Annotated in this window: 25 protein-coding genes and 1 tRNA gene; 12 read left to right on the top strand and 14 right to left on the bottom strand. The window is 71.3% G+C overall.

Features of this window, described 5'->3' with window-relative positions; all coding sequences use genetic code 11:
- Positions 1 to 16 precede the first annotated feature (16 nt).
- The gene (locus CJ226_RS07880; RefSeq protein ID WP_102208845.1) at positions 17 to 670 is read left to right on the top strand and encodes a thioredoxin domain-containing protein; all 654 of its coding nucleotides are present in this window, start codon (positions 17 to 19) and stop codon (positions 668 to 670) included.
- A gap of 49 nt (positions 671 to 719) precedes the next feature.
- Positions 720 to 2,792, top strand: a complete 2,073-nt coding sequence (locus CJ226_RS07875) for a bifunctional lysylphosphatidylglycerol flippase/synthetase MprF (RefSeq protein ID WP_102208844.1) — start codon at positions 720 to 722, stop codon at positions 2,790 to 2,792.
- 41 nt (positions 2,793 to 2,833) lie between these two features.
- Here the strand turns inward: CJ226_RS07875 and CJ226_RS07870 are convergent, their stop codons facing one another.
- Complete coding sequence (locus tag CJ226_RS07870) at positions 2,834 to 4,108, bottom strand: MFS transporter (protein WP_257996571.1); 1,275 nt, start codon at positions 4,106 to 4,108, stop codon at positions 2,834 to 2,836.
- A 70-nt stretch (positions 4,109 to 4,178) separates the two neighbouring features.
- Between CJ226_RS07870 and CJ226_RS07865 the strand changes: the two genes are divergently transcribed.
- Positions 4,179 to 4,844 carry a TetR/AcrR family transcriptional regulator gene (locus CJ226_RS07865; protein WP_102208843.1) on the top strand — a complete coding sequence of 222 codons (666 nt, stop codon included), beginning with the start codon at positions 4,179 to 4,181 and terminating at the stop codon, positions 4,842 to 4,844.
- On the opposite strand, the gene arfB is transcribed toward CJ226_RS07865, so the two are convergent.
- The gene (arfB, locus tag CJ226_RS07860) at positions 4,810 to 5,250 is read right to left on the bottom strand and encodes an alternative ribosome rescue aminoacyl-tRNA hydrolase ArfB (protein WP_102208842.1); all 441 of its coding nucleotides are present in this window, start codon (positions 5,248 to 5,250) and stop codon (positions 4,810 to 4,812) included. The genes CJ226_RS07865 and arfB overlap by 35 nt on opposite strands.
- 41 nt (positions 5,251 to 5,291) lie before the next feature.
- Positions 5,292 to 5,367 (bottom strand) — tRNA-Met (locus CJ226_RS18095).
- Between the two features lie 220 nt (positions 5,368 to 5,587).
- On the opposite strand from CJ226_RS18095, the gene CJ226_RS07855 reads away from it, so the two are divergent.
- Positions 5,588 to 6,415, top strand: coding sequence for an SDR family oxidoreductase (locus CJ226_RS07855; RefSeq protein WP_102209123.1), 828 nt, complete (start codon positions 5,588 to 5,590; stop codon positions 6,413 to 6,415).
- Between the two features lie 7 nt (positions 6,416 to 6,422).
- Here the strand turns inward: CJ226_RS07855 and CJ226_RS07850 are convergent, their stop codons facing one another.
- The 5 genes from CJ226_RS07850 to CJ226_RS07830 form a co-directional block, all read right to left on the bottom strand.
- The gene (locus tag CJ226_RS07850; RefSeq protein ID WP_102208841.1) at positions 6,423 to 7,829 is read right to left on the bottom strand and encodes a DUF6716 putative glycosyltransferase; all 1,407 of its coding nucleotides are present in this window, start codon (positions 7,827 to 7,829) and stop codon (positions 6,423 to 6,425) included.
- A complete protein-coding gene (locus CJ226_RS07845; RefSeq protein ID WP_062632928.1) occupies positions 7,826 to 8,698 on the bottom strand; it encodes an N-acetylneuraminate synthase family protein in 873 nt (290 codons plus the stop codon). The genes CJ226_RS07850 and CJ226_RS07845 overlap by 4 nt, the downstream gene beginning before the upstream one ends.
- A gap of 92 nt (positions 8,699 to 8,790) precedes the next feature.
- On the bottom strand, positions 8,791 to 9,951 hold the full coding sequence (locus CJ226_RS07840) for an acylneuraminate cytidylyltransferase (protein ID WP_102208840.1): 1,161 nt from the start codon (positions 9,949 to 9,951) through the stop codon (positions 8,791 to 8,793).
- 11 nt (positions 9,952 to 9,962) lie between these two features.
- Positions 9,963 to 11,321 (bottom strand): polysialyltransferase family glycosyltransferase, encoded by a 1,359-nt coding sequence (locus CJ226_RS07835; RefSeq protein ID WP_102208839.1) that lies wholly within the window; start codon positions 11,319 to 11,321, stop codon positions 9,963 to 9,965.
- Positions 11,318 to 12,298 (bottom strand): glycosyltransferase family 2 protein, encoded by a 981-nt coding sequence (locus tag CJ226_RS07830; RefSeq protein ID WP_180964569.1) that lies wholly within the window; start codon positions 12,296 to 12,298, stop codon positions 11,318 to 11,320. Before CJ226_RS07830 ends, CJ226_RS07835 begins: the two co-directional genes overlap by 4 nt.
- A 369-nt stretch (positions 12,299 to 12,667) precedes the next feature.
- Between CJ226_RS07830 and CJ226_RS07825 the strand changes: the two genes are divergently transcribed.
- On the top strand, positions 12,668 to 13,594 hold the full coding sequence (locus CJ226_RS07825; RefSeq protein ID WP_102208838.1) for a hypothetical protein: 927 nt from the start codon (positions 12,668 to 12,670) through the stop codon (positions 13,592 to 13,594).
- A gap of 9 nt (positions 13,595 to 13,603) precedes the next feature.
- Positions 13,604 to 13,894, top strand: coding sequence for a DUF4229 domain-containing protein (locus CJ226_RS07820; protein WP_102208837.1), 291 nt, complete (start codon positions 13,604 to 13,606; stop codon positions 13,892 to 13,894).
- Positions 13,895 to 14,127: 233 nt separating this feature from the next.
- On the opposite strand, the gene CJ226_RS07815 is transcribed toward CJ226_RS07820, so the two are convergent.
- The 3 genes from CJ226_RS07815 to CJ226_RS07805 all read right to left on the bottom strand — a co-directional run bounded on the left by CJ226_RS07815 (position 14,128) and on the right by CJ226_RS07805 (position 15,944).
- Positions 14,128 to 15,096 (bottom strand): 1,4-dihydroxy-2-naphthoate polyprenyltransferase, encoded by a 969-nt coding sequence (locus CJ226_RS07815; RefSeq protein ID WP_102208836.1) that lies wholly within the window; start codon positions 15,094 to 15,096, stop codon positions 14,128 to 14,130.
- 36 nt (positions 15,097 to 15,132) lie between these two features.
- Positions 15,133 to 15,423: a DUF4287 domain-containing protein gene (locus CJ226_RS07810; RefSeq protein ID WP_102208835.1), complete on the bottom strand. Its 291-nt coding sequence runs from the start codon at positions 15,421 to 15,423 to the stop codon at positions 15,133 to 15,135.
- A 62-nt stretch (positions 15,424 to 15,485) separates the two neighbouring features.
- Complete coding sequence (locus tag CJ226_RS07805; RefSeq protein ID WP_102208834.1) at positions 15,486 to 15,944, bottom strand: Lrp/AsnC family transcriptional regulator; 459 nt, start codon at positions 15,942 to 15,944, stop codon at positions 15,486 to 15,488.
- A 72-nt stretch (positions 15,945 to 16,016) separates the two neighbouring features.
- On the opposite strand from CJ226_RS07805, the gene CJ226_RS07800 reads away from it, so the two are divergent.
- Together CJ226_RS07800 and CJ226_RS07795 are read left to right on the top strand one after the other, a co-directional pair.
- Complete coding sequence (locus CJ226_RS07800) at positions 16,017 to 17,468, top strand: DUF6421 family protein (RefSeq protein WP_062632946.1); 1,452 nt, start codon at positions 16,017 to 16,019, stop codon at positions 17,466 to 17,468.
- A gap of 102 nt (positions 17,469 to 17,570) precedes the next feature.
- Complete coding sequence (locus CJ226_RS07795) at positions 17,571 to 18,230, top strand: SDR family oxidoreductase (RefSeq protein ID WP_102208833.1); 660 nt, start codon at positions 17,571 to 17,573, stop codon at positions 18,228 to 18,230.
- 36 nt (positions 18,231 to 18,266) lie between these two features.
- Here the strand turns inward: CJ226_RS07795 and CJ226_RS07790 are convergent, their stop codons facing one another.
- On the bottom strand, positions 18,267 to 19,700 hold the full coding sequence (locus tag CJ226_RS07790; RefSeq protein ID WP_102208832.1) for an MFS transporter: 1,434 nt from the start codon (positions 19,698 to 19,700) through the stop codon (positions 18,267 to 18,269).
- Positions 19,701 to 19,760: 60 nt separating this feature from the next.
- Between CJ226_RS07790 and CJ226_RS07785 the strand changes: the two genes are divergently transcribed.
- Positions 19,761 to 20,828 carry a low specificity L-threonine aldolase gene (locus CJ226_RS07785; RefSeq protein ID WP_062632951.1) on the top strand — a complete coding sequence of 356 codons (1,068 nt, stop codon included), beginning with the start codon at positions 19,761 to 19,763 and terminating at the stop codon, positions 20,826 to 20,828.
- Between the two features lie 97 nt (positions 20,829 to 20,925).
- Here CJ226_RS07785 and CJ226_RS07780 read toward each other — a convergent pair whose 3' ends face one another.
- Entirely contained in the window at positions 20,926 to 21,531 is a 606-nt protein-coding gene (locus tag CJ226_RS07780; protein WP_025102462.1) for a DUF4916 domain-containing protein, read from the bottom strand.
- Between the two features lie 65 nt (positions 21,532 to 21,596).
- Here CJ226_RS07780 and CJ226_RS07775 point away from each other — a divergent pair, with 65 nt between their 5' ends.
- Positions 21,597 to 22,277: an alpha/beta hydrolase gene (locus tag CJ226_RS07775; protein ID WP_062632953.1), complete on the top strand. Its 681-nt coding sequence runs from the start codon at positions 21,597 to 21,599 to the stop codon at positions 22,275 to 22,277.
- Here CJ226_RS07775 and CJ226_RS07770 read toward each other — a convergent pair.
- Positions 22,250 to 22,519: a hypothetical protein gene (locus CJ226_RS07770; protein ID WP_062632955.1), complete on the bottom strand. Its 270-nt coding sequence runs from the start codon at positions 22,517 to 22,519 to the stop codon at positions 22,250 to 22,252. The genes CJ226_RS07775 and CJ226_RS07770 overlap by 28 nt on opposite strands.
- A gap of 281 nt (positions 22,520 to 22,800) precedes the next feature.
- Between CJ226_RS07770 and CJ226_RS07765 the strand changes: the two genes are divergently transcribed.
- Positions 22,801 to 24,429, top strand: a complete 1,629-nt coding sequence (locus CJ226_RS07765; RefSeq protein WP_102208831.1) for an ABC-F family ATP-binding cassette domain-containing protein — start codon at positions 22,801 to 22,803, stop codon at positions 24,427 to 24,429.
- A 150-nt stretch (positions 24,430 to 24,579) separates the two neighbouring features.
- The coding region (locus CJ226_RS07760; RefSeq protein ID WP_146008241.1) for a DEAD/DEAH box helicase at positions 24,580 to 25,411 on the top strand (832 nt) is incomplete at its 3' end.

Genomic DNA, 25,411 nt, shown 5'->3' with positions numbered 1-25,411 from the left:
CGTGTTTGGAGACCCCATGAAGACCCCCGTCAAGGCGACCCTCATCGCCGTCGCCGTCGCCGTCGTGCTGCTCGTCGTCGGCATCGTCTATGCCCTCAGCCAGCAGCCCGCGCAGCCCGACCCGGAGGCCGGCGAGAAGCTGCCCACCGTCCGCACCGACTCCCACGTGCTCGATGAGGGCGGCCCCGACGCCGTCACGGTCGTCGAGTTCCTCGACTTCGAGTGCGAGGCGTGCGGCGCGTTCTACCCGATCGTGGAGGAGCTGCGCGCCACCTACGACGGCGACATCCGGTACGTCACCCGGTACTTCCCCCTGCCCGGGCACGTGAACTCGACCCAGGCCGCGCTGGCCGCCGAGGCCGCCGCGCAGCAGGGCCGCTACGAGGACATGTTCCACCGCCTGTTCGAGACCCAGGCACAGTGGGGCGAGCAGTCGGCGGAGACGCCGGAGGTGTTCCGCGCGTTCGCCGAAGACCTCGGCCTCGACCTGGCCGCGTACGACGCCGCGGTCGCGGATCCGGCGACCCTCGCCCGTGTGCAGCAGGACAAGCGCGACGGCGAGCGGCTGGGCGTGAGCAGCACCCCGACCTTCTTCGTCGACGGCGAGAAGGTCGAGCTCGTCGAGTGGAACGACCTGGAGGAGGCGATCGCCGCGGCCGTCGCCGAATGATCCGGTCGGTGGGGTCGCCGTACGGCGGCCCCACCTCTACGCTGAGCGCATGACCTCGGAGCGCCCCTCGTCGGCCCGCCTCCTGTTCGGGGCCCTGCGGACCACGCCGGCGACGCTGACGATGATCGGTCTCGTGCTGCTCACGGGCGTGGTCTGGCAGGGGCTGTGGCGGCCGTTCGAGGACTCGGCCCTGTTCCCCGCCGTCGCCTACGGGCTGCCGAGCCTGGCTGAGGGCAAGTGGTGGACGCCGGTCACGGGGACGTTCTTCGTCAACCAGCCCTGGGTGTACCTCTTCACCATCGCCGGGTTCTGGGGTATGGGCTACCTGGAGCACCGCCGCGGCACCCGGGTCGCCCTCGCCTACTTCACGGTCGGACAGCTCTTCGCGATCTTCGCGACGGCTCTGTTCCTGCTGTTGGTGTCGCAGCTGCCGTGGGCGTGGGCGCAGACCCAGGCGCAGGCCCTCGACGTCGGGGCGTCCGGCGGCACCATGGCGTGCATCGCCGCCGCCGTCGGGCTGTTCCGTCCGCCGTGGCGGGTGCGCGCGTGGCTGGTGCTCCTCGGATTCGTGTTCGTCGCGATGATGTTCTGGGGAAAGCTCGCCGACCTGGAGCATCTGTTCGCGGTGCTGCTCATCCTCTTCGTCGACCGGAGCCTGCGCGTGCGGCGCACGACGGTCCGGGAGCAGCGGCTGATCGCCGTGATGGCCGTGCTCACGCTCGTGGCCATCGAGATCATCACGGTCCTCGTGCCGACCGATGGTCCGTTCGGCCCCACGGACCCGGCGTCGGGCGGATTCATCGACACGGCGATCGACGTCGCGGTGATCCTGGTCATCGCGAACGGCCTGCGGCGCGGTCGCCGCTGGGCGTGGGTCGTCGCCGTCATCCTCGGACCTCTGAACGTGCTGGCCGCCACCCTCGTGCTGGTCCTCATCATCCTCACGAGCGAAGCACAGCTCGAGATGGTGATCGACGCGGAGACCGAGCTCACGCTCGCCACGGGCGTGCTCTGGGCTCTCGTGCTCGCGTATCTCATCGCGGTGCGGCGGGCGTTCCGCGCACGCCGCACGACGGTTCTGGGCCGGCAGCCCGCCCCGACCGCAGACGAACTCCGGCGCGAACTGCGGGCGCACGGCGGGGGCACCCTGTCCTGGATGACGACCTGGGAGGGCAACGGCTACGCCCGCGTGGACGGCGGGATCGTGGCCTATCAGCGCCGCAACGGCGTCGCCCTGGCCCTCGCCGACCCGATCGGGCCGGCGGAGTCCCGTGCGGCGGCGGTGCGCGACTTCATCCGCACGGCCGAGGACGCCGGACTCGTGCCGTGCTTCTTCAGCGCGGACGAGGCGACGAGGGAGGCGGTCCCGGGGACCTGGCGCAGCCTGGTGGTGGCGGACGACACGATCGTCGACCTCCCGGGTCTCACCTTCACCGGCAAGCGCTGGCAACCGGTGCGCACCTCCCTCAACCGGGCGGGGCGGGAGCAGATGACCTTCCGGCTCACCCACCTGACCGCGGAGACCTGGGGTCTGCGGCAGCAGCTCCGCGCGATCTCCGAGGCGTGGGTCGGCGACAAAGACCTTCCGGAGATGCGGTTCACGCTCGGGACCCTGGAGGAGGCGGAGGACCCCGAGGTCCGCCTCGCGCTCGCGATCGCCCCGAACGGCGACGTCGACGGCTTCCTCTCCTGGCTGCCCGTGTACGGGGAGGGCGGGGTAGTGCGCGGCTGGACCCTCGACCTCATGCGACGCCGCGAGGGCGGTTTCGGACCGGTGATGGAGTATCTGATCGGCGCCTCCGCCCAGCACTTCTCGGAGGAGGGCGCCGAGATCATGTCGCTCTCCGGCGCTCCGCTCGCACACGACTACCCGCCGGATGCGGGCGTGATCGCCGCGTTGAGCGAGCGTCTCGCCGACGCGCTCGAGCCCGTCTACGGCTTCCGCTCGCTGCACCGTTTCAAGGAGAAGTTCCACCCCCGCTACGAGACCCTCTACCTCCTCTTCCGCGACGAGAGCGACCTCACCCGTATCGGCGGAGCTCTCACCCGCGCCTTCCTCCCCGATGCCACGCTGCGGCAGTTCGCCGGGGCGGGGGTGGAGCTCGTCCGCGGGGAGCGCTGACCCCCGCGGACCCTCGACGCCGCCGCACCGGGTCCTTCTGTTCAGACCCGCACTTCGGCCACCTCGACGGCCTCCTGCGCCTGCAGCTCACGCTTCGCGGTGTTCGCGATGTGCGCCCGCGCGACGACGAGTGCGGCGACAACCATGATCCCGACGCCCAGCCAGTACGGCGCGGCATGGCTGACCGCGGTATAGAGGGCGGCCGCGATCAACGGGGCGATCGTGCCCATCGCGGCGTTGAGGGACTGCGTGGCCCCTCCGAGCCAGCCCTGCTCGTCGTCGCCGACGGCGTTGGACATCGCGCCGTCCATCGCGGCCTGCGCCGCGCCCTGACCGGCGGCGAGCAGGAGCGCGCCGACGATGAAGAGCCACGGCTGGGCGAGCAGCGAGGCCACGATCGCGAGACCGGCGAGACCGATCGCCTGCGCGGTGATGGCGCTCACGATCACGCCGCGCTCTCCCATCCGCGGCAGCAGGATGCCGAGCAGCACGCCCTGGATGAGGATGTCGATGATGCCCACGCCTGCCGTGAGCAGGCCGATCTGCGTCGGCCCCCACTGGATGGCGTCGAGGGCCAGCACGCTGAAATTGTTCACGAAGAATCCGAACGGCAGCGCGAGCAGTGCGAACGCGATCATCAGCCCGCGGAGCTCGGGCCGACCGAACGCGGTACGGAACACCCCGAACGGCTGGACGTCGCGGAGAGCGATCCGGGCGATGCGGTTCTCCGGCCGCAGGCTCTCCGGCAGCAGGAAGATGCTGAGAACCGCGATCGTGAGCCCGACCGCCGCGGTGAGGAACACGGGCAGGCGCAGGTCGATCGCGGCGAGCAGACCGCCGATGGCGGGGCCGATCATGGTGCCGATGCCGGTCAGCGCGCCGAGGAGGCCGAAGCGCTGCGCGCGCTTCTCGGGCGGCGTGATGTCGGCCAGGTAGGCGAACAGCGCGGGGAGGTCTCCGGCCGTCAGCCCCTGGATGACACGGGCGAGCACGAGCACCCAGATCGCCCCGCCCACGCCGAACAGCGCCATCGAGAAGGCCGCGCCGAACGCCGCGACGATGATGACGGGTCGTCGTCCGAACCTGTCGGAGAGCCGCCCCAGGAGCGGTGCGGCGAGGAAGGCGCACAGGCCGTTGACCGCTTCCAGCACGCCGACCCAGAGAGCGAGGTCGTGTTCGTGCGCGACGTACTGCAGCACGACGAACGGCAGGACAGGGAGGACGACGGTCATGCCGATGACCGTGAGCATCGTCAGGACGACGAGCATGACCCAGGCGCGGCCGGCGCCACGAACGGGGAGATGAGGTGAAGTCATACCGAAAGTGTATCGATACCAGTTTTGGTGTCAATACAGTTTCGGTTCCGATGCGCGATAAGGTGGCCGCATGACGACGCCCCCGCCCCCGGGCCGCCGCGAGCGCAAGAAGGCCGCGACCCGCAAGAACATCTCCGACGTGGCCACCCGGATGTTTTTGGAGCGCGGATTCGACAACGTGAGCATCCGCGAGGTCGCCGACGCCGCCGACGTCTCCCCCACCACTGTGTTCGCCCACTTCCCGCAGAAGGAGGCTCTCGTCTTCGACGAGGACGACGAGCAGCGCGATCGCCTCGTCTCGGCGGTGCGCGACCGGCCGACCGGCGTGACGATCAATCGGGCCATCCACGACTTCTACGCGGCCGAGGTCGGCGCCAACCTCGACGAGCACGGCGACGACGTGGCCCGCGTCTTCCTGCGCTTTCTCAACGAGACTCCGGCGCTCCGCGACTACGCGTCGAAGATGTGGCTGCGCCATGAGGATGCGCTCGCCGCGGCCATCGCCGACGAGCTCGGCATCCCGACCCCCACTCCCGAGGTCCGGGTGTACGCGCGGTTCGTCCTGCAGATGCAGATCCTCGTTACCGAGAGCGACGACCAGCAGGAGGTGCTCGACGCCGGCTCGGCCCTGCTCGAACACGGCTGGGCGCCGATCGAGGAGCGGCTCACCGGCTCTCGCAGCGGCGAGCGGCCGACGGACGTCAGTCCTCGCGGGGGCGCCGCCGCAGGCTCTTGACGTCGGTGCGGCGGTGCTTCGCCGTCAGCCGCCGCTCCTTCGATCCCCGACTCGGCTTCGTCGCTCGCCGGGTCGGCGCCGGCGGACGCATCGCCTCAGCGACGAGCGCGGCGAGCCGTTCCCTGGCCGCTTCCCGATTGCGCAGCTGCGCGCGGTGCTCGGACGCGGCGATCGTCAGCACGCCGTCGACCAGCCGTCCGCGGAGCCGCTCCAGGATCCGGTCGCGCTGCGTCGACGACAGGGCCGCGGAGTTCGCCGCATCCCACACCAGCTGGACCCGGGAGTCGGTGGTGTTCACGCCCTGGCCGCCGGGCCCCGACGATCGGGAGAACCGCCAGGACAGCTCGGCCTCCGGGATCGTCAGACCCGCGGAGACCCGGAGTCCGGGGCGAGGGGCGGAAGGCATGCCTCCATCATCCGGGATGAGCGGCCGGGCATGGGACCGAGTGGACGCGACGGCGGGAGTCGAACCCGCAACGCCTCCGGATATGAGCCGGGGCCCGGGACCGCCCGGATCGCCGCGATGGGGATGACGTTACCCGGCCGTGATCATCCCCACCAGGACCGTTGCCTGGGATAACACTATGAGTCGCCGGATGACGGGGATGGCTAGCGTCGCCGTCGCTCGCCGTCAACCGGTTCGACCGCGCCGCGCCGCCCCCGTACCGTCGCTCGCACCGATGACGCCCGAGCAGGAGGCCGACATGTCCGAATCTCAGCACAACGACAAGACCCCGACACCGATGGCGGAGGCCGGAGAGCCGCAGGCGCGACTGGAGGCCGAGGCCCGCCGCGCGATCGTGACCGGTGCCGACTCCGGGATCGGTCGCGCGACCGCCGTCGCCCTGGCCGCGGCGGGTATCGACGTGGGCATCACCTGGCACCGCGACGAGGCCGGCGCCCAGGAGACCGCGGACGAGGTGCGCAGCCACGGCGCCCGTGCGGTGCTAACGCAGCTCGACGTCTCCGACATCCCCGCGTGCGGCGACGCGGTCGACGGGCTGATCGCGGAACTCGGCGGCGTCGACGTGTTCGTCAACAACGCGGGCGCCGGGCTCCAGACCCCGTTCCTCGACGTGACGCTCGAGGAGTGGAACCGCGTGCTCGACACCGACCTCACCGGCGCGTTCGTCTGCCTGCAGCGGGCGGCCCGGTCGATGGTCGCCGCGGGGCGCGGCGGACGCCTCATCGCCGTCACCAGCGTGCACGAGCACCAGCCGATGGTGGGGGCGAGCGCGTACGACACCGCCAAGCATGGCCTCGGCGGACTCATGAAGAACCTCGCGCTGGAACTCGGCCGGTATGGGATCAGCGCCGTGAGCGTCGCTCCGGGTGAGATCGCGACCCCGATGACCGGACAGACCGACACCGACGCGCACGCCGAGGACCGCCCCGGCATCCCGCTCGGCCGCCCCGGCGACGCCCGCGAGGTCGCCGCCCTGATCGCGTTCCTCGCCTCGCCGGAGGCCGCCTACATCTCGGGGGCCTCGGTCGTGATCGACGGCGGCATGCTGCAGATGGGGCCCCAGGCGGGCGCGGCGATCGAGAGCCACGACTGGCGCACGGTCTGAGCGCGGGTCAGCGCCGGATCGAGTCCTGGAAGGGGTTCGGTTCGAGCGTGTAGTCCGTCGTCGGGTCGGCCCAGGTGTCCTGGCCGGTCCGACGACGGCTTGCACGCAGTGCCGAGAGCGCATGCGTCACGGGCACGCCCGCGGCGAGCGCGAGGCCGCCGGTGAGAGAGCGGTCCGCGCGGCCGAGCACGCTCGCGCGATGCCAGGCCTCGTGAAACACCCCGCCCCGGGCTGCGGGCACCCGTCGATGCGGCAGAGCGCCGGCCCGACGCAGCGCCACGAGCTCCTGCACCCGATCCCACCAGTCCGACTCCGCCTCCGGGTGGAAGTAGTTGTCGCGGAGCCAGGACGGGTGCGGGTGGCGGAATCGACCGGCGACGACCTCGCCCGCGCCGCCCAGCAGACCGCTGCCGACGAAGACCGTGTTGAGGAGGCTCTTGTGCACCCCGAACCGGTCGAGCGCGATCACGGGAACCCCGTGGGCCAGCGCCTCGACCGCCGCCGTCGAGCTCACCGTGACCAGACCGGCGGCGGACTCGAGAGCGGTCGCCATCGGCGCGTGCGAGAACACGAGATTCGCCGGGCGGCCCCCCGCGAAGAGACGGGTGTACGGATCGCGGTCGAGGTGGGTCTCGGCCTCCCCCGGCCGGGACCGCAACTTCACGACCACCCGGCGCGACGGATCGGCCTCCGCGGCGCGCACGAGTAGGGCGGCGATCGCTGCGCGCTCCTCCGGCCGTCGGGGCACGAGGGCCTGCGCGGCGAAGACGACGTCCGTCGCCCCGGGTCGACGGACCGCCCCGGGTGTTCCGCCGACAGGACGTTCCGCCAGAGCGATGCCGCCCGCACCCCCGGAGAGCCCTCCGGCCGCCGCGGATTCCCGGAGTCGGCTGCCGCCCCACCGCTCCCGCCCCCGCGCGAAGGGCAGGGTCGCCAGAGCGAGCGGCGTCCGCACCCCGATGCGCGCGCCGAGCTCGGCGAAGGCACGGCGCTCGCGGTGCGAGTGCACGATCAGCAGGTCGGAGTGCCGGCGGTAGTCGAGCGCCCCGCGCTGGGCCGGGATCGCCATACCGGGGAGCCCCGAGACGGTCACGGGGCGATGCGGCAGCGCATCGACGACTCGGCCGAGGAGGCGGACGAACGGTCCCCGGCCGGCGAGCAGCACGACGTCCGGACGCTGCGCCTCCAGCCATTCGCGCACACGGTCGAAGTCCAGCCGCGTGACCGCGTCGGCGCTGAGCCCGGTCCCCGCCAGCGCGGCGCGCTCCTGGGCCGCACTCACCGTCAGCTGCGTGCGCACCAGCAGGAGCTGCGCCCGCAGGTCGGGCACGGAACCCAGCAGCGACGCCGCCCACTTCACGAAGGAGTCGGCGTCCGCGATGCCCACGACGCGCATCCCGGCGCCGGCGGTCATGCCGGCACGCGGCGGAGCTTCGCCATCGGCGCACGCTCGCTGTCGAACACGCGCTTGACGCCGTCGCCCACTGCACTCTCGATGACCCGGATGTCGCGGACCAGGTGCTCCAGGCCGCCGGGCTCCAGCGACGCGGCGTGGTCGGAACCCCACATCGTCCGGTCCAGCGTGATGTGGCGCTCCACGGCGACGGCTCCCATCGCGACCGCGGCGAGCGAGATCTGCAGGCCTCGCTCGTGTCCCGAGTAGCCGACCGGGATCCCCGGATAGCGGTCCCGCAGGGTCGCGATCACCCGCAGGTTCGCCTCCTCAGGCTCGAGCGGGTAGGTCGAGGTCGCGTGCATGAGGACGACCCGGTCGGTGCCGAGAGTGTCCAGCGCGCGGTCGATCTGCGCCATGGTGGACATGCCCGTCGAGAGGATGACCGGCTTCCCGGTCTCCCGCAGTGCGAGGAGCAGCTCCGTGTCGGTCAGACTCGCCGAAGCCACCTTGTGCGCCACGACGTTGAGGTCTTCGAGGAAGGCGACACTCGGCACGTCCCACGGCGAGGCGAACCAGTCCAGGCCCTGCATCGTCGCGTGGTCGCCGATCTCGACGTACTCGTCCCGGCCGAACTCCACCCGACGCCGGTAGTCGAGATAGCTCATGGTGCCCCACGGCGTCTCCCGCGGCACGTCGCGCATGTGCTCCGGCGTGGAGATCTCGGGCGTGCGCTTCTGGAACTTCACCGCGTCCGCGCCGGCCCGGGCCGCGACGTCGATCAGGCGTTTGGCGATGTCGACGTCGCCGTTGTGGTTGAGGCCGATCTCCGCGATGACGTAGGCGGGACGGCCGCCGCCGATCACGTGCGATCCGATGCTGACAGTCATGATTCCTCCGGTCGTCGAGCGGTTTTCACCCCGTCCTTCCTGAGTACGGGCCACGGGTGAACGTCCGTGGACCGGACGGTTACCGGGGGCGGTCAGCTCGACAACACCCGCTCCACGAGCTCCCGCACCGCTCCGTCGCCGCCTCGCCGCCCCAGCACGACCCGTGCCTCCGCCCGCACCTGAGGGTGCGCGTTCGCCACGGCGACCGGCCACCCCACGATCCGCATCGCGGGAAGATCGTTGACGTCGTTGCCGAGGTAGGCGATGTCGGCGAGGCCCACATCCTGCTCCTGCGCCCACTGCCGCAGCGCGGCCTCCTTGTCGGCGACCCCGTGCAGGACGGGGACGCGAAGCTTGTCGGCTCGGGCTCGCACCACGGGGTTCACCTCGGTGGAGAGGATCAGCATCGGCACCCCCGCCCGCCGCAGGAGCGCGACACCCATCCCGTCCTCCCGGCTGACCCGCACCCGTTCTCCGCCGTCGGCGTCGAGGATCGCCGTGTCGTCGGTATGCACGCCGTCGAAGTCGGTGACCACGGCGCGGGCGGGGATCCGCACCGGGCTCTCATGAAGAACAGCAAGGGCCCGGGCGGCCTGAAGCTGCGCGGCATCGTCGATCTCGATCGCCGTCTCCTCGGGCACGGGGGCGATCCCGATCCGCCCGAAGAAGCGGTGGCGGTGGGTGCGGAACCCGTCGGCCCGGAAGACGTAGAAGGCTCCGGTCTCCAGGTAGTGCGACTCGCGGTCCTGGCGGCGAGGGCGGTGGCCGGCCTCGTGGTTGATCGCCTCGGCGGTGCCATCGGCCCCCCGGCGCCAGAGGAAGCCGTAGGTCTCGACGGCGGAGAAGACGCTGTCGGCCTCTCCCTGCCGCACATCGGCGACGGCATCGGCCAGCGCTGCGCTCGGGAGGAACGGCGAGGTGGCCTGCAGGAAGGCGACGACCTCGAAGCGCTCGCCGTCGCGCTCCAGCTCATCGAGCGCATGGAGGAGCGCCGCCTCCGAGGCCGCGGTGTCTCCGGAGAGCTCGGCCGGGCGCCGCACCACCCCTGCGCCCGCCTCCTCGGCCACCGCGGCGATCTCGTCGTCGTCGGTCGAGACGACCACGAGATCGAAGCACGCCGCCGCCCGCGCGGCGTGCACGGCTCTGGCCACGAGCGGAATCCCTCCCACACGCTCGAGGTTCTTCCTCGGGATCTGCTTCGACCCGCCCCGCGCGGGGATGATCGCCACCGCCGGCCGCACGCGTTCGTCCATGTCGTGTCTCCTCATCGTCCCCGGATCTCCCGCCAGGCACGGCCCACGCGGCGTCGGGCCCCGACAGCGGTCAGCCGCCATTCCTCGATCCGCCCCACGCCTCCGCGTGGACGCAGCAGGCCGCGCGCGCGGCGCGGTGCCGAGCCCCCGGGAAGGGCGAGCGCAGCCAACCGATCGGGGGCGAAGTAGCGGCGACGTTCGTCCTCGTCGAGGCCGTCGAGCAACTGCTCCGCCCTGGCGCGAAGGTGCCCCGCGATCTCCGGCTGCATCGTGTAGCCCACCGCATCCACGAGGAGCTGCAGCCGATCCGAGTCGGCGTAGGGCGAGCGCGTCCGGGTGAGCGCATCGACGATCGTCAGCGGGATGCGGTTGCTGTTCTCCACCGGGGTCAGGGTGCGGAGCATCTCCGTCGCGCCCGCGGCGCCGATCGTCCGTCCGAACAGAGTACGGACCGTGGGTAGAGCCGTCGAGAAGGTCGCCACGACGGCGCGTGCGTCGAGGCGCTCCGCCAGGAGTTCGGCAGGCAGGCGGCCGCGTTCCTCCACGAACGCCAGCCCGCGGCTCTCCGCATGCGCGCGCACGGCGTGGGCGAGCTGCGGCGGTGCCGCGGGGTGGGGCTTGAAGACGATGCGCTCCGGGCGCTCTTCCGCCGCCCGGTCGACCAGGCGGCGCTGGAGCGCAACCTCCTCGGCCGCAGTCATCAGGCCGAGGGCCGCGACGTACTGTCCGAGCACGAGCACGGTCGCCGATCCTGGGGTGGTCGACCCTTCGGGTTCCCCCGTCTCCTGCAACGCTGCCGCGAAGGGCTCTGGAGGCACCGGGACTGCTACCGCGTGCGGAGACGCCACCAGCGGACGGACGCCGGGGACGACGTCGGCGTACACGACCCGTCCGATCCGCGCCGTGACGGCGTGCGGCAGTCGTACCCGCATCGGCGCGTAGGTCATGAGGCCGTCGCCGACGATGGTCACCTGTGCCTCCGGGAACAGCGAGAGGAGTGTCCGAGCGGGTGCGACCTGGGGGCTCTGCACGAACAGCTCGATCTCCCGCGGGTCGAGCCGCCACGCTCGCGCGAGAAGCCGCCCCAGCACCGGGAGGTCGGTATCCGCGGGTTCCCACGAGCTCGGATGCAGGGGTCCCAACACGTCGGCCAACGGCTCCACGCGATGGAATCGGCCGCGGAGGGACCGCAGCGCGGGATCCGTGTCGATGCCGACGACCGTCTCCGGGACCCGCGACGAGGTGAACGGCACGAGCACCCGCTCGGCAGCGCCGTCGGTGCCCGCGCCCGCGTCGAGCAGGCCCGCATCGATCGCGGCGGCCGCGGTCGCCAGTCCATAGGCGCTGTGCAGGGCGAAGAGGCGGGTCATGTCGCGTGACCTCCGCTGCGCAGGCTGCGCGCGAGCACCCGACGACGCGGACCGTCGAGCCGGCCGAGCACCGCGGTGACCTCCGCTTCCGGGAGGTCGTGCAGCAGCGCGCGGATCCGCCTCCGCATCTCGCGACGCACGGGCGGCGCCATGCGCCGCGAGCGCACCAGGTGATGCGCGCTGAGGGCGAGCGCGGTCCAGACCGCCTTCGGAAGGAAGCGGTCGGCGTCGCGGTCCGCTCGGACGAGCTCGATCACTTCCGCCAGCGCCGGGGCGAAGTCGAGCTGTCGGCGGTCGTGCACCTGGGTGAGCGACGTCTCGACGCCTCGGCGGTAGAGCAGCGCCGGGGCGTCCACCACGGCGAAGGAGTCCGCTTCCAGATGCAGGCGCCAGATCCACGGGCGGTCCTCGGCTGTGAAGAGGCCGGAGGGGAACGCGGCGAGTCCGCGGTCGAGCACCCGGCGGTGCAGGAGTCCCGCCCAGGCGAACGGGTAGTCCACCATGCTGGGCTCATCCACCGGAAGGATCGCCTCACGGGGTGGCACGACCCGCTCGCGCCACGGATGCGGAGCACGGACAAGCGCGCGGCGCATCCCGGTGACGGTGACATGATCCGTCCGGAGGAAGTCGCACCGGAGCTCTCGCAGGCGCGCGGCGAGGACCGTGAGGCGCTGCGGCTGCATCCAGTCGTCTCCGTCGACGAAGCAGAACGCTTCGCCCTCGACGTGCGCGAGCCCCTGATTGCGTGCCGACGCCAACCCTCGCGGCTCGACGTTCCGCAGCACCTGGGCGTGCGGAAACCGCTCTGCGTAGTGCGCCATGAGCGCGCCGGTCTCGTCGCGGGAGCCGTCGTCGATCGCCACGAGCTTCAGAGCGGCCGGATCGTCGAACTGTCGGGTGAGCGTCTCGAGGGTGGTGCCGATGTACGGGCCGGCGTCCTTCGCAGGCAGGATGACGGTGACGAGGGGCGTGCGCACGGAGCTCCCGGAGTGGGCGATGGGCTCGTCATCGTGACAGGCGACGGTGTCCTCGGGGCGACCGTGCGGTGAACGCCCGGTGACGGCGCGAGGCGGACGCTGAGGTGTGGCCCGCACCCGAACGAGCCACACCCCCAGTGCGTTGCACTGCCGGATGCGAGCATCCGGTGAACCGCCACCGTGAGGCGACGGCCACCTCGCGGCGGTACTGGCCCCCACCAGCGGACCGCGAGGCGTCGTCGAGCGCGACTCCATGAAGATCAGCACTCAACACGTAACACGATACAACCGTCTATTCGATCGTGCGAATCGACCTAGGTCAATCCGTGAAAATTCGCACCCACTCTCCGGATCGGCGACGATGGAGGGATGCGGTGGCCGTGGAACACGATGTGGCGCCCGGTGCGCCGGCGCCGTCGGCAGGGCGGCATCGAGCTGCGCTGGCTCACCGCCCGCTCGTGGACGCAGCGCTGGTACCCCCAGGGCATCGACGTCGGCGAGCGCCGCGGACGGCGCGCCCTCGCGGTGAGCTGGTTCCGCCAGGATCGCACCGGTCGCCACCTCGCCTCGCGGGTCGTCCTCGTGGATCGAGCGCGCGCCCGCCGCCTCGACATCGTGCTGGCCCTCACCGATGACGACGGCGTCCTGCAGCCCGCGCCCATCCATGCGGGCGGTCTCGCCTGGTTCGGCGACCGCCTGTTCGCGGCGGCGACGGGGCAGGGCATCTGGGAGTTCGACCTCGGGGCGCTCCGCCGGGTACACGGCGAGGAGGCACAGCGGGCGCGCGGCGGGCACGGACGCCGGGACCGCCGGACGGCGGTGGTCGCGGTGCGGACCCGTCGCCACCCGGTCGCCCTGCGGTGCTCCTTCCTCGGTCGGGTGTTCGACGCGGACGGGACGCCGCTCCCCCGCGTGCTCATCGGGGAGTACCGGGGTCAGAAGACCGGGGCGATCGGCGAGTTCACGATCCCGGAAGGCCCCGACGGCGCCTTCGCCGAAGTCGAGCGCTTCACGCCCGGCATCCCCCACATGCAGGGAGCCGTGCGGTGGGGCGACCGCTACTTCGTGTCGCAGTCCGACCACCTGCGCCCCGGGGTGCTGTGGTCCGGCCGGCAGGCAGCCCTCACGCGGCATCCGGTCCCCCTGCCCGTCGGCTGCGAAGACCTCGCGCTCGATCCGGACGACGAACTGCTGTGGACCCTGGGGGAACACCCGTGGCGGCGCGTCGTGCGGGGCATCCCCTTCGCGAGCCTCGGACTCCGGCGTCACAGCGGGAGCACGGAGCGGCGAACGTAGACTGAACGGGTGAAGAAGCCCGCCCCCCTCCTCGTCTACACCGTGCTGCGCCTGCTGGCGTTCCTCGTCCCGCTGGCCATCCTGTGGTTCTTCTTCCCGATCTTCCGCGAGTTCTGGTGGCTGGCGGCGATCTTCGCGGCCCTCATCGGCGCGAGCATCTCGATGCTGTTCCTCCGCACCCCGCTCTCCGACGCGTCCGCCCGCCTGTATGAGCGTCGGCAGGGCAAGGTCTCCGGCCGGCAGGCCGACGCCGCGGCCGAAGACGAGCTCGTCGACGGCGCCCCCGACGATCGCCCCTGACGCTGTCCCGCGCGCACGACTTCGGGGATCCGGGAGCGGTCCGATTGTTGGACCGGGTCTCAAAACTCTCGGCCAAACCATAGGTTCGACCGGCATCTCGGTCCCTGCGCCCGGGTCGCCGGGCACGACTTCGGAGCGACCGCACGGCGCGCCGAGGATAGGTCCCAGACGACGGCGTGTCGGTCGCGAGCTCCGAAGCTGTGCCCGGCGAGGCGCGAGAGACGGCGAGCAGGTCAGCCGACGAAGGCCCAGAACAGGGCGCCGGCGTAGAGCAGCGAGGTCAGCGACGTCAGGGCGAGGGCGATGACCAGTTCCCGCGGCTGCCGGTAGGTCCACACGATCACGATCGCGGGGAGGCCGGCGAGGAGGGCGAGCAGCGCGAGCCAGGCGATCGGGAACAGCAACGCGAGGAACACGGCGATGCCGAACGGCACGAGCACGAAGAGCGTGAAGAGGACCTGCGTGGCGCGGCGGCCGATGAGGACCGTCAGCGTGCGCTTGCCGACCTCGCGGTCCTGATCGATGTCGCGGAGGTTGTTGGCCAGGAGCACGGCGCAGGCGAACAGTCCGGCGGCGATCGCTCCCAGCCAGGCTTGCTGCGGGAGCATGAAGACCTGCACCCAGGTGGTGCCGAGAGTGGCGACGAGTCCGAAGAACACGAAGACGAAGACCTCGCCGAGGCCGTAGTACCCGTAGGGCCTCTTGCCCCCCGTGTAGAACCAGGCGGCGACGATGCAGGCCGCGCCCACGGCGAGCATCCACCACTGCCCGGTCCGCACGACGATCGCGATACCGACCGCCGCGGCGAGCGCGAAGAACACGAGTCCGATGACGAGCACCGTGCGCGGCTTCACCCGCCCGGAGGCCGTGAGCCGCGCCGGGCCGACCCGGTGGGCGTCGGTGCCGCGGATGCCGTCGCTGTAGTCGTTGGTGAAGTTCACGCCGATCTGCAGCAGCACCGCCACAGCGAGACACGCGAGCGCGATCACCCAGTGGAACTCCGGCCCGGTGCTGCGCGCGGCTCCCGTGCCGATGACGACGGGGGCGATCGCGAGGGGCAGCGTGCGCAGACGAGCCGCGCCGATCCAGTCGCCGATCGTCACGGGACCCGCCTCGACGACCGGCCGCTTGGCCGGGTTGCCGCTGGTGCGCGGCGGGGTGCGCCGACCGGACTTCTTCTTGCGCTGGGAGGATGCTGCCACCCACGGAATCCTAGTCGTCGCGGCAAGACGGCGAACTCAGCGGTGCGGGTTGCTGTCCTTGCCGTCGAGCCAGAGCTCGGCGGTCTTATCGGCGTGCGCCCCGGCCGTGCCGACGTGCTTGTCGCTGATCTTCGGCCCCTTGAGGATGACGTGGACCATCGCCTGCGCGTGGCCATGGCCGAGGCCATACTCCTGCTTGAGCCAGTTCAGGACGACGGTGGACTTCGTGGTCTCGTCGAACCCCTGCTCGTGAGCGAGTTCGATGAACTGCCGCGGCGTGAGGCCGGTCTGGGTCTCGACCCTGTCGAGGTACGCCTGGAAGGACATGGTGCTCTCCGCTCTCCGTCCTCGTCGAGGAACGTCGAGACGATGATCCCACGCAGCCCGCCTTAGTCGGTGGTCGCGACCGGGATGATGGGCCGGTGCTCGTAGTACGTCTGCAGGACCACGGTCGTGCGGGTACTGACGTTCGCCGCGAGCCGGACGTCGCGGACGAGCTGCTCCAGGTCGCGCGGCGTCGGCACGCGGACGAACAACATGTAGCTCGCGTCACCGGCGATGGAGTGGCAGGCCTCGATCGCGTCGAGGTGCTCCAGGAGCTCGGGGGCGTTGTCGGGCTGGGCCGGATCGAGCGGCGTGATCTCGATGAAGGCGGACAACGGCGTACCCGCCTGCTCGGGGTCGAGGATCGCGCGGTAGCCGGTGATGACACCGCGAGTCTCAAGGCGCCGCAGCCGGGACTGCACCGCCGATACCGACAGCCCGACGGCGTCGGAGAGCTGCGACAGCGTCGCCCGGCCGTCGCGGGAGATGGTCGCCAGGATCGCACGGTCGACAGAATCATCCATGGCTGTAAGATTATCGTCAGGATTCCGTTATCACCGGAATCTTTCCGTTTTTCACTGCGATCGGAGGTTCCGATGTCCCTCGTTTCCGCCAACAGTTCCGCTGTTCAGGCCGTCGTCGGCGAACCCGAGGTCGTCGAGGATGCGTCGATCGCGGAGGACTCCGCCGCCTGGGCGCAGCTCAAGCAGGCCGCGATCGCCCTCCGTGAGCTGCAGATCAAGGACGGCTCGATCCCTGGCGCTTCGACGAGCGCAGCGACCCAGGACCAGGCCACCGCACTCGTCGGGCAGATCACCGCCGCGATCCGGGCCCTCGCCCCCGCCTTCCCGCACGACGCGGACTACCTCGCCGCCTCCGTCGCCGACTTCGAGCGCTGGGCCTCCGAGGGCTTCGGCGTGCCGGACTTCCTCGACTCGCTCGTGGCGTTCCAGCCGCAGCAGCACCGCGTCGACGGCATCCGCCACCTCGTGGTCTTCCCGATGTACACGCAGAACGGCTCCAGCGACCGCCTGGTCGAGGCGCTCATCGTCGAGACCATCTGGCCGGAGTTCATCGCCGCACTCGAGGCGGGCGACTACGGCAACAAGCTCTTCGTCTCGCTGCGCCTCGTGGACTTCACCCCTGGGTACGACACGAATTCCGCGGTGCTCTTCCCGGAGACCGTCGCCATGCGCGAGATCCCGACCTTCACCTGGGGCGCGATCTTCCAGGACCGTGAGGCCGCCCGCTACCGCCGCGTGGTCCGTGCGGCCTCGGAGATCACCAACCTCGACCTCCCCGAGCGTGCGGCGGCGATGCTGGAGGATCAGGAGGTCGCCGAGAAGACCTTCGTGATGTGGGACATCATCCACGACCGCACCCACATGCGCGGAGACCTGCCCTTCGACCCGTTCATGATCAAGCAGCGGATGCCGTTCTTCCTCTACTCGCTGGAGGAGATGCGTTGCGACATGACGGCGTTCCGCGAGTCGGTGAAGATCGAGCGGGCGCTGGACGCCCGGGTCGCCGCGGGCGAGGAGCTCACGGAGACCGAGCGGGAGATGCACGAGTACGCGCACCTCGTGCAGTACGCCGTGATCTTCGACCGCATCTTCCGCTTCGCCATCACCGGCACCCGTGTGCGCAACTACGACGCGGTCGGCGGTCAGCTCCTGTTCGCGTGGCTGCACCAGCGCGGCGTGCTGCACTGGACCGACACGGCGCTCGCCTTCGACTGGGAGAACGTGCCGGACGCCGTGGTGGCCCTCGGTGACGCGATCGACGACCTGTACTGGCACTCGATCGACCGCCCGAAGGTCGCGCACTGGCTCGCCGCGTACGACCTGGTCCGCGGCACGCTGACCCCGCACCCCGCATCGCAGTGGGCGCGCGGACTGTCGGACGAGATCCTCGCCGGGGCTCCGAAGGGCTACACCGACGCGGTCCTGGACGACGAGTTCCCGCTGTCGATGTTCTTCGAGACGCTCGACAAGAAGATGAAGCCGGTCATCGAGTCGACGGTCGGCATCCGCGGTACGGACGACTGATCCGCATCGCTTCATTGTGACGCTGGGGCGCACCCCCTCTGCGGCCGGAGACCCGGATCCCGGGTCCGGCCGCAGAGGCATCTCCGACCGAGAGGACACCGCATGACGACGCCGACGAGCCAGGGAGCACGGGGCCGCGTGGTCGTGCTGGCGGGGGCAACGAGCGCGGCGGGACTCGCGGCGACGCGAGCACTGCGCGATGCCGGTGCCCGGGTGATCGCCACCAGCCGCACGGACGAGCGACTGCGTCCGCTGGCCGAGGCGGGCGCCGAGACAGAGCTCGCCGATGCGACCTCCCTCGCCGAGATGACGACGCTCGCCGATCGGCTCGAGACGGTCGATGCGGTCGTGCCCCTCGTGGGCGGCTGGCGGGGCGGCGGCGGACTCGCCGGGCAGACCGACGACGACTTCGCGGCGCTGCTGCCGGCGCTGGAGGCGGTGCGGGCGACGAGCCGCGCCTTCGACGGCCCCCTCCGCGCCTCCACCGCCGGACGATTCGCGATCGTGTCGTCGACCGCCGTCGCACGCCCCCTCGCCGGCGGAGCGAACTATGCAGCGGTCAAGGCGGCGAGCGAAGCGTGGACCCGCGCCGTCGCTCAGGGGTACGCCAAGGCGGCGCGCGAGGCCGACGAACCGCTGCGGGCCGCTGCTGTCGTGTTCCGCGCCAAGGCCCTCGACCCCGATGCTCTCGCGGCGCGTCTCGTCGGGCTCTGGGACACCGACGCCGCGGACCTCAACGACCGGGTGCTCGACCTGGGCTGAAACCCGCTCCTCGAACCGCCACCGGGGCTCGGATCGTCACCGGGACTCGGGCGGTATGCCGGGGACGATCGGCGGGGCGTCGCGGAACGTGTCCGGTTCGCCGGTCGCTTCGTGTGCACCGTCGGCAGCCTGTTCCGGAGCCTCGTCGGGAGCTGAATCCGGGGCGGTCGCGTACAGCTCGGTGAGCGTGCGATACGACCGGGTGAAGAAGGCCAGGGTCGCGGCGACCACCATGATCAGACCCGCGAAGAGGCAGATGAGCGCGATCCCGCGCGCCTCACCTTCCCCGAGGAGCCACCCCCACTGGCGCTGTCCCTGCGCGCTGTCCATGTACGGGATCACGAGGAACTCGGCGATCGGGGCGATGAGGAACGCGGTGATCGGGGCCGCCGCCGCCTCCATCGCGGCCGCGGTACCGAACACCCGTCCCTGGCGCGCGAACGGGACGACCTTCTGGATAACGGTCTGCTCCGCGGCCTCGACGGGCGGCACGAGCGCCATGTACACCCACATGCCGAGGACGTACAGCGGCCACCATTCGCGCAGCATGAAGATCGCCCCGAGGAGTCCCATCGCGATCACGATGAGCAGCATCGTGCGCACGGGCTTCCTGCCGAGGCCGAACTTGGCCACCAGTCCCCCGCCGATCAGGAATCCGGTCGACGCGAAGGCCAGGGCGAACCCCCACATCTGCGCGTCGAAAAGCGTGAGCCCGTACGGATCCATGAGCGCCATGTAGACGCCGCCGATGAGGTTGTTGAAGGTCGAGAAGACGATGAGCGCGAACAGCCCGGGAGCCTGGCGGATGGCCTGGACGCTGCCGCGGAAGTCGACGGCGCTCTTCGCCTCCGGATCGACCTCGGGCTCGGACTCCGGGATCCGGATGAACAGCAGGTGGGCGAAGGTGAGGGCCATCGCCACGATCGCGATCCCCAGGGTCCAGCCCATACCGAGGAAGCCGATGGAGAGGCCGGAGAAGACGCTCGTGACGAGGAAGGCGAGCCCCTGCACCGTGCCGACGAGACCGTTGGCGTTGGCGCGCTTCTCCTCCGGCACCAGCAGCGTCACCGTGGTGGACAGCGCGATGTTGCGGAGCTGCTCGATCACCCCGCCGAACAGGATGACGCCGGAGAACAGCCAGAACCACGGTCCGCCGAGGTCGAGCAGGGACGCCTCGGGCTGCCACAGGTAGAGGACGCCCGCGACGAGGAACGCCGCTGCCGAGATCACGCTCGACAGGAGCATGACGTGGTGCTTGCGATGACGGTCGACGATGGTGCCGAACACCATCGCGAAGAACGCGACGAACAGCATGTAGGCACCGCCGATGATGCCCGTGGCCAGCACCGACCGGGTCTCGATGTAGACCCAGAAGGTGAGGGCGAACCACAGGAAGCTCGTCGTGACGTTGGCGATCAACGTATTGACGAGGACGTTCGCGAAAGCGGTCTTCGCCGCGCTGCGTTCCATGGGTTCGAGGGTAGAGCGGGCCTCGGACATCCGGTAGGGGAAGGCGATTAGGCTTGTCCGGTGAGCATCCCGCACGACCCCGCCATCCGGGGCTTCGCCAGTGACAACTACTCCGGCATCCACCCCGAGGTCCTGGCGGCCCTCGCGGCCGCGAACGGGGGCCATCAGGTGGCCTACGGCGAGGACGCCTACACGGCCCGCCTGCAGGAGGTGTTCCAGGCGCACTTCGGCGAAACCGCCGCCGCGTACCCGGTGTTCAACGGCACCGGGGCGAACGTCACCGGTCTGCAGTCGATGCTGCCGCGCTGGGGTGCCGTGATCGCGGCCTCGACCGCGCACATCAACGTCGACGAGGGCGGAGCGCCGGAGAAGATCGGCGGCTTCAAGCTCCTCACCGTCCCCACCGACGACGGCAAGCTCACCCCCGAGCTCATCGACCGCGAGGCCTGGGGCTGGGGCGACGAGCACCGGGCACAGCCGCTCGTGGTCTCGATCACGCAGTCCACCGAGCTCGGCACGCTGTACACCGCGGAGGAGATCCGCACGATCGCGGATCACGTCCACGCGCGCGGCATGAAGCTGCACGTCGACGGCGCGCGCCTGTCGAACGCGGCCGCCGCCCTCGATCTGCCGCTGCGGGCGTTCACGACCGACGCCGGGGTGGACGTGCTGACCTTCGGCGGCACGAAGAACGGCGCCATGCTCGGCGAGGCCATCGTCGTGCTGAACCCGGACGCCGCCGTGGGCCTCAACTACGCACGCAAGTTCAACATGCAGCTCTCGTCGAAGATGCGCTTCGTCTCGGCACAGCTCATCGCCCTGCTCGACGGCGACCTGTGGCTGCGCAACGCCCGGCACGCCAACGCCATGGCGGCCCGGCTCCGCGCGCGGATCGAGGACGGTCTCGCCGACGGATCGATCGTCGGGGTGGAGTTCACGCAGCCGACGCAGGCGAACGGCGTGTTCGCGACCCTGCCCGAGGGCGTCGCCGATCAGCTCCGTGACGTTTTCCGCTTCTACGACTGGGACGCCGCCCGCCGCGAGGTGCGCTGGATGTGCGGCTTCGACACCGAGGAGTCCGACGTCGACGCCTTCGTCGACGCCCTCGCCCGACTCACCCGCCCCTAGTCCCGAGACCCCGGGTTCGCGTCGAGACCCCGGGCTCCGCGCGGGCGTACGCCGGGGTCTGGGCGGCAAGCCGGGGTCTCGGCGGCAAGGAACCAGGTCAGCGGAGGAGGCCGAGGCTGGCGAGCGCGTGCCGGATGAGGGTGCCGCGGCCGCCCTCCATCTCGGCGGCGACGGCGTCGGAGGCGGCCGCCTCGGGCGAGAACCACGTCACCTCGAGGGCGTCCTGGCGCGGCTCGCACGTCCCGGTCACAGGCACCACGAAGGCGAGGGAGACCGCGTGCTGACGATCGTCGTGATACGCGCTCACCCCCGGGATCGGGAAGTACTCGGCCACCGTGAACGGCAGCGGCTGCGGCGGCAGGAGCGGGAAGGCCATCGGCCCGAGGTCGTTCTCGACGTGGCGGAACAGCGCGTCGCGGATCGTCTCGCCGAAGCGCACGCGGCCCGACACGATCGTGCGTGTGATCTCGCCGAGCGGGGTGGACCGCAGCAGCACGCCGATCTCGGTGACCTGACCGGAGCCGTCGGTGCGCACGGGGATCGCCTCGACGTAGAGCATCGGAAGGTGGCGCCGCGCCTCTTCCAGCTCGACGTCGCTCAGCCAGCCGGGGTTCGCATCCGGCACCGGCGGGTTCGCATCGCGGAACGAACCGAGGCCCTCGTCTTCGGGCTCCGGCTCCGGATCGGGTGTGCGCACCGCCATGCCTCCTTTCTACCAGCCGTCCTCGTCGATGGCAGCACCGGCGCGAGCCCTGGCAGGATGACGGTGTGACCGAGAACCTGACGATCGACGATGCGGCGACGCGTTGGTCGCACACCGACCGCGCCGGGCTCCCGCTGCTCGTGCTGCTGCACGGGTACGGCGCCGATGAGCACGACCTCTTCGGCCTCGTCCCGTATCTCCCCGCCGGCGTCGCCGTGGCCTCGGTCGCCGCACCGCTGACCCCGCCGTGGCCGACCCCCGGTCGCTCCTGGTACCCGATCGAGGGGCTCGACGGACGCAGCTCCACCGCCGTCACCCTCGCGGCGGAGGCGTTCCTGCGCTGGCTCGACGACGCCGCGGCGGACGCGCCGTCGGTGGCGCTGCTCGGGTTCTCTCAGGGCGCCGCGGTGTCACTCCAGGCCCTGCGGCTGGCCCCCGAACGCTTCGGCGCGGTCGTCGCGCTGAGCGGCTACGCCGCCCCGGACGCCCTCCCCGGCGATGCGCACCTCGCGGAAGTCAGCCCCCCGGTGTTCTGGGGCCGCGGTTCCCACGACGACGTCATCCCCGCGCCGCTGATCGCCCACACGGCGCAATGGCTCCCCGCGCACACGTCCCTGTCCGGTCGCGTCTACAGCGGACTGACCCACAGCATCTCCGAGGAGGAGCTCGGCGACGTGCACCGGTTCCTCACGACCTGGGTCGAGGGGATCGGCGCGGATCAGGCGGAGGGGTCCCGGCCGTCCTGAACGCCGTCAGCGGAGTCCGGGTCATCGACATCGCCCTCCGCCGCGTCTCCCCTGCCGCCCGCGGAACCCCGGAAGGCCACGGACAGGGCGACGCCGATCGCGAGACCGATCCCGATGCCGAGGATCCAGTTGCCCAGCGCCATCCCCATCGAGACGCCGATGGCCACGCCCACCGCGAGACCGATGCCGAGCCCTGTCCGTGCGCGCATCTCGTCGGGACTGGGGTTCCGATCGTCTGCCATGCCTCCACGGTACGAGGCGTCGCGCGGCCCCGCATCCTCCGCGCGACGGACCGGCGACACGCCCGGGAGTTGCGCGGCGCGACACGCCCGGGTATCGTCGTGGCGTCCTGTCCGCCGTGTCTGGAAGTCCTTTGATCTGAATCGTCGCCTCCGCGCCCCTCTTCTCGCGCGCTGACCCGACGATCGCCGACTCCCCGGCAGACGCCCTCCTCCGCTTCCGTGACTCCACGGTCCGAAGGGCTCGGTGTCAGTGCACCCTCGCACTCGACAGGAGACACCCCATGTCACAGCCCTCTTCCTCGCACGCCGCCGTCGTCCTCGACCGCCTCTCCCTCACCTGGCCCGACGGCACGGTCGCCCTCGACGGCGTATCCGGAGCCTTCGGCGCGGGGCGCACGGGACTGGTCGGCCGCAACGGCGCCGGCAAGTCCACGCTGCTCCGGCTGATCGCCGGGGAGCTCGCCCCCACCTCCGGGACGCTCAGCACCTCGGGCGAGGTCGCCTTCCTCCCCCAGCAGCTCACGCTCGACGTGGACCGCCGGGTGTCCGACCTCCTCGGGGTGACGGCCGCCCTCGATGCCGTGCGGGCCATCACCGCCGGTGACGTCGACCCCGCGCACTTCGACGCGGTCGGCGACGACTGGGACATCGAGGCGCGGGCGGAGGCCTCCCTCGCGGAGGCCGGGCTCGCCCCCGCCTTCCTCGACCGCACGGTCGGTGAGCTGTCCGGAGGGGAGGCCGTGCTCGTCGCGATCGCCGGCATCCGGCTGCGGCGGGCTCCCATCACCCTCCTCGACGAGCCGACCAACAACCTCGACCGCGACGCCAGGGCGGCCCTCGCCGCGATGGTGCAGTCGTGGAAGGGCACGCTCATCGTCGTGAGCCACGACCTCGCTCTGCTCGAGCTCATGGACGACACCGCCGAGCTGTATGGACGGAACCTCTCCGTGTTCGGCGGCCCCTACTCCGAGTGGCGCGCCTGGCTGGACGCGGAGCAGGACGCGGCGAAGCAGGCCGAGGTCGCCGCCGCCCAGGTGCTCCGCAAGGAGAAGCGGCAGCGGATCGAGGCCGAGGTCAAGCTCGCCCACCGGGCCCGGACCGCCAAGAAGGCCGAGGTCGAGAAGCGCGTCCCGAAGATCGTCGCGCACGGTCGGAAGATGGCCGCCGAGGTGTCCGCGGGGAGGCTGCGCACCGAGGTCGGCGCGAAGGAGGACGCGGCCCGCGCGGCACACGATGCCGCGGGGCGACGGGTCCGCTCCGACGCCTCGATGAAGATCGAGCTGCCGGACCCCGACGTGTCGCGGAGCCGGCGGCTCGCCGAGCTCGGCGGACCGGAGCGGTCGTGGGTGATCCAGGGTCCCGAGCGCGTGGCCCTCATCGGCCGCAACGGCGCCGGCAAGACGACGCTGCTGGAGCGGTTGGTCTCCGGTGCCGCGCCCGACTCCGGAGACGAGGCGCGGGAGCGGCCGGAGCTCCGGGCGGAGGCGCTCACCGACCGGATCGGCTACCTGCCGCAGCGGGTGGACGGTCTGGACGAGGGCCTGTCCGTGTTCGAGAACGTGGCCGCCGCGGCGCCCCAGGTCCCGGAGAAGGAGCTCCGCAACCGGCTCGCCCGGTTCCTCATCCGGGGCGGGACGACCGACCGCCGGGTGTCGGCGCTCTCCGGCGGGGAGAGGTTCCGGGTCGCCCTGGCCCGGCTGCTCCTCACGGATCCGGCTCCCCACCTCGTCGTCCTCGACGAGCCGACGAACAACCTCGACCTCGACACGGTCGACCAGCTCGTCGAGGCGCTGCGGGCGTACCGCGGGGCGGTGCTCGTCGTGAGTCACGACGACGCCTTCCTCGCCCGGCTCGACCTCGACCTCACCCTGGAGATCGATGCCGACGGCGGGTTGCGGGAGGTCGGGTGACATCTTCCGTCGTTCCGTCTGCACGACCTGGGTCCGCCCGCACGACCGGAACCGTGGTTCCGTCGTGCGGGCGGACCCGGGTCGTGCGAGTGGGGCAGCCGGGTGTCAAGGTCCGGGCCGGATGTCGGTGGGGTCGGGAATGATGGAGGCATGAGCGACGTGCTCGACCGCTTCACCCCGGCCACACAGGACTGGTTCCGGGGTGCCTTCACCGCACCCACGCCGGCACAGGCGGGCGCGTGGGAGGCGATCTCCGCCGGCAAGCACGCCCTCGTCGTCGCCCCGACGGGTTCCGGCAAGACCCTGTCGGCGTTCCTCTGGGCCATCGACAGCGTGTTCCGCGAGCGTGCCGACCTCCCGGAGGAGCCGAAGAAGGACGGGTCCCGCACGCGGATCCTGTACATCTCCCCGCTCAAGGCCCTCGGCGTCGACGTAGAGCGCAACCTGCGCTCGCCCCTCATCGGCATCGGGCAGTCCGCGCGGCGACTCGGTCTCACCGCCCCCGGCATCACGGTGGGCGTCCGCTCCGGTGACACCACGTCGAGCGATCGCCGCAAGCTCGTGTCCGATCCGCCCGACATCCTCATCACGACGCCCGAGTCGCTGTACCTCATGCTCACGAGCCGGGCCGGCGACACCCTGCGCGACGTGCACACGGTCATCATCGACGAGGTGCACGCGGTCGCCGCCACCAAGCGCGGCGCGCACCTCGCGGTGAGCCTGGAGCGCCTCGATGCCCTCCGCCGGTCCCACGGGGCGGAGACCGCGGCGCAGCGCATCGGCCTCTCGGCGACCGTCCGCCCGATCGACGAGGTGGCGCGGTTCCTCGGCGGCGCCGACCCGGTCGAGATCGTCGCTCCCCCGGCATCGAAGACCTTCGAGCTCGGCGTCGTCGTGCCGATGGACGACATGACCAACCCGCCACCGCCGCCCGGGGCGCCGCCGGAGGCCCCGGGGATCGATGCGGAGTACACCGAGGTCA

The sequence above is a fragment of the Microbacterium sp. UMB0228 genome, from assembly GCF_002871415.1.
Taxonomy (GTDB): domain Bacteria; phylum Actinomycetota; class Actinomycetes; order Actinomycetales; family Microbacteriaceae; genus Microbacterium.
The sequence above is the reverse complement of the archived record's forward strand: the minus strand, read 5'-3'. Positions and strand labels throughout refer to the sequence as shown.

Excerpts from the sequence above, each read along its gene's own strand:
- CJ226_RS07780 (WP_025102462.1), bottom strand. The coding sequence starts at position 21,531 with ATGGCGGTGCGCACACCCGATCCGGAGCCGGAGCCCGAAGACGAGGGC.
- CJ226_RS07795 (WP_102208833.1), top strand. The coding sequence starts at position 17,571 with ATGACGACGCCGACGAGCCAGGGAGCACGGGGCCGCGTGGTCGTGCTG.
- CJ226_RS07870 (WP_257996571.1), bottom strand. The coding sequence starts at position 4,108 with ATGACTTCACCTCATCTCCCCGTTCGTGGCGCCGGCCGCGCCTGGGTC.
- CJ226_RS07790 (WP_102208832.1), bottom strand. The coding sequence starts at position 19,700 with ATGGAACGCAGCGCGGCGAAGACCGCTTTCGCGAACGTCCTCGTCAAT.
- CJ226_RS07865 (WP_102208843.1), top strand. The coding sequence starts at position 4,179 with ATGACGACGCCCCCGCCCCCGGGCCGCCGCGAGCGCAAGAAGGCCGCG.
- CJ226_RS07825 (WP_102208838.1), top strand. The coding sequence starts at position 12,668 with ATGCGGTGGCCGTGGAACACGATGTGGCGCCCGGTGCGCCGGCGCCGT.
- CJ226_RS07855 (WP_102209123.1), top strand. The coding sequence starts at position 5,588 with ATGGCGGAGGCCGGAGAGCCGCAGGCGCGACTGGAGGCCGAGGCCCGC.
- arfB (WP_102208842.1), bottom strand. The coding sequence starts at position 5,250 with ATGCCTTCCGCCCCTCGCCCCGGACTCCGGGTCTCCGCGGGTCTGACG.
- CJ226_RS07850 (WP_102208841.1), bottom strand. The coding sequence starts at position 7,829 with ATGACCGCCGGCGCCGGGATGCGCGTCGTGGGCATCGCGGACGCCGAC.
- CJ226_RS07845 (WP_062632928.1), bottom strand. The coding sequence starts at position 8,698 with ATGACTGTCAGCATCGGATCGCACGTGATCGGCGGCGGCCGTCCCGCC.
- CJ226_RS07840 (WP_102208840.1), bottom strand. The coding sequence starts at position 9,951 with ATGGACGAACGCGTGCGGCCGGCGGTGGCGATCATCCCCGCGCGGGGC.
- CJ226_RS07770 (WP_062632955.1), bottom strand. The coding sequence starts at position 22,519 with ATGGCAGACGATCGGAACCCCAGTCCCGACGAGATGCGCGCACGGACA.
- CJ226_RS07880 (WP_102208845.1), top strand. The coding sequence starts at position 17 with ATGAAGACCCCCGTCAAGGCGACCCTCATCGCCGTCGCCGTCGCCGTC.
- CJ226_RS07810 (WP_102208835.1), bottom strand. The coding sequence starts at position 15,423 with ATGTCCTTCCAGGCGTACCTCGACAGGGTCGAGACCCAGACCGGCCTC.
- CJ226_RS07835 (WP_102208839.1), bottom strand. The coding sequence starts at position 11,321 with ATGACCCGCCTCTTCGCCCTGCACAGCGCCTATGGACTGGCGACCGCG.
- CJ226_RS07800 (WP_062632946.1), top strand. The coding sequence starts at position 16,017 with ATGTCCCTCGTTTCCGCCAACAGTTCCGCTGTTCAGGCCGTCGTCGGC.
- CJ226_RS07765 (WP_102208831.1), top strand. The coding sequence starts at position 22,801 with ATGTCACAGCCCTCTTCCTCGCACGCCGCCGTCGTCCTCGACCGCCTC.
- CJ226_RS07875 (WP_102208844.1), top strand. The coding sequence starts at position 720 with ATGACCTCGGAGCGCCCCTCGTCGGCCCGCCTCCTGTTCGGGGCCCTG.
- CJ226_RS07805 (WP_102208834.1), bottom strand. The coding sequence starts at position 15,944 with ATGGATGATTCTGTCGACCGTGCGATCCTGGCGACCATCTCCCGCGAC.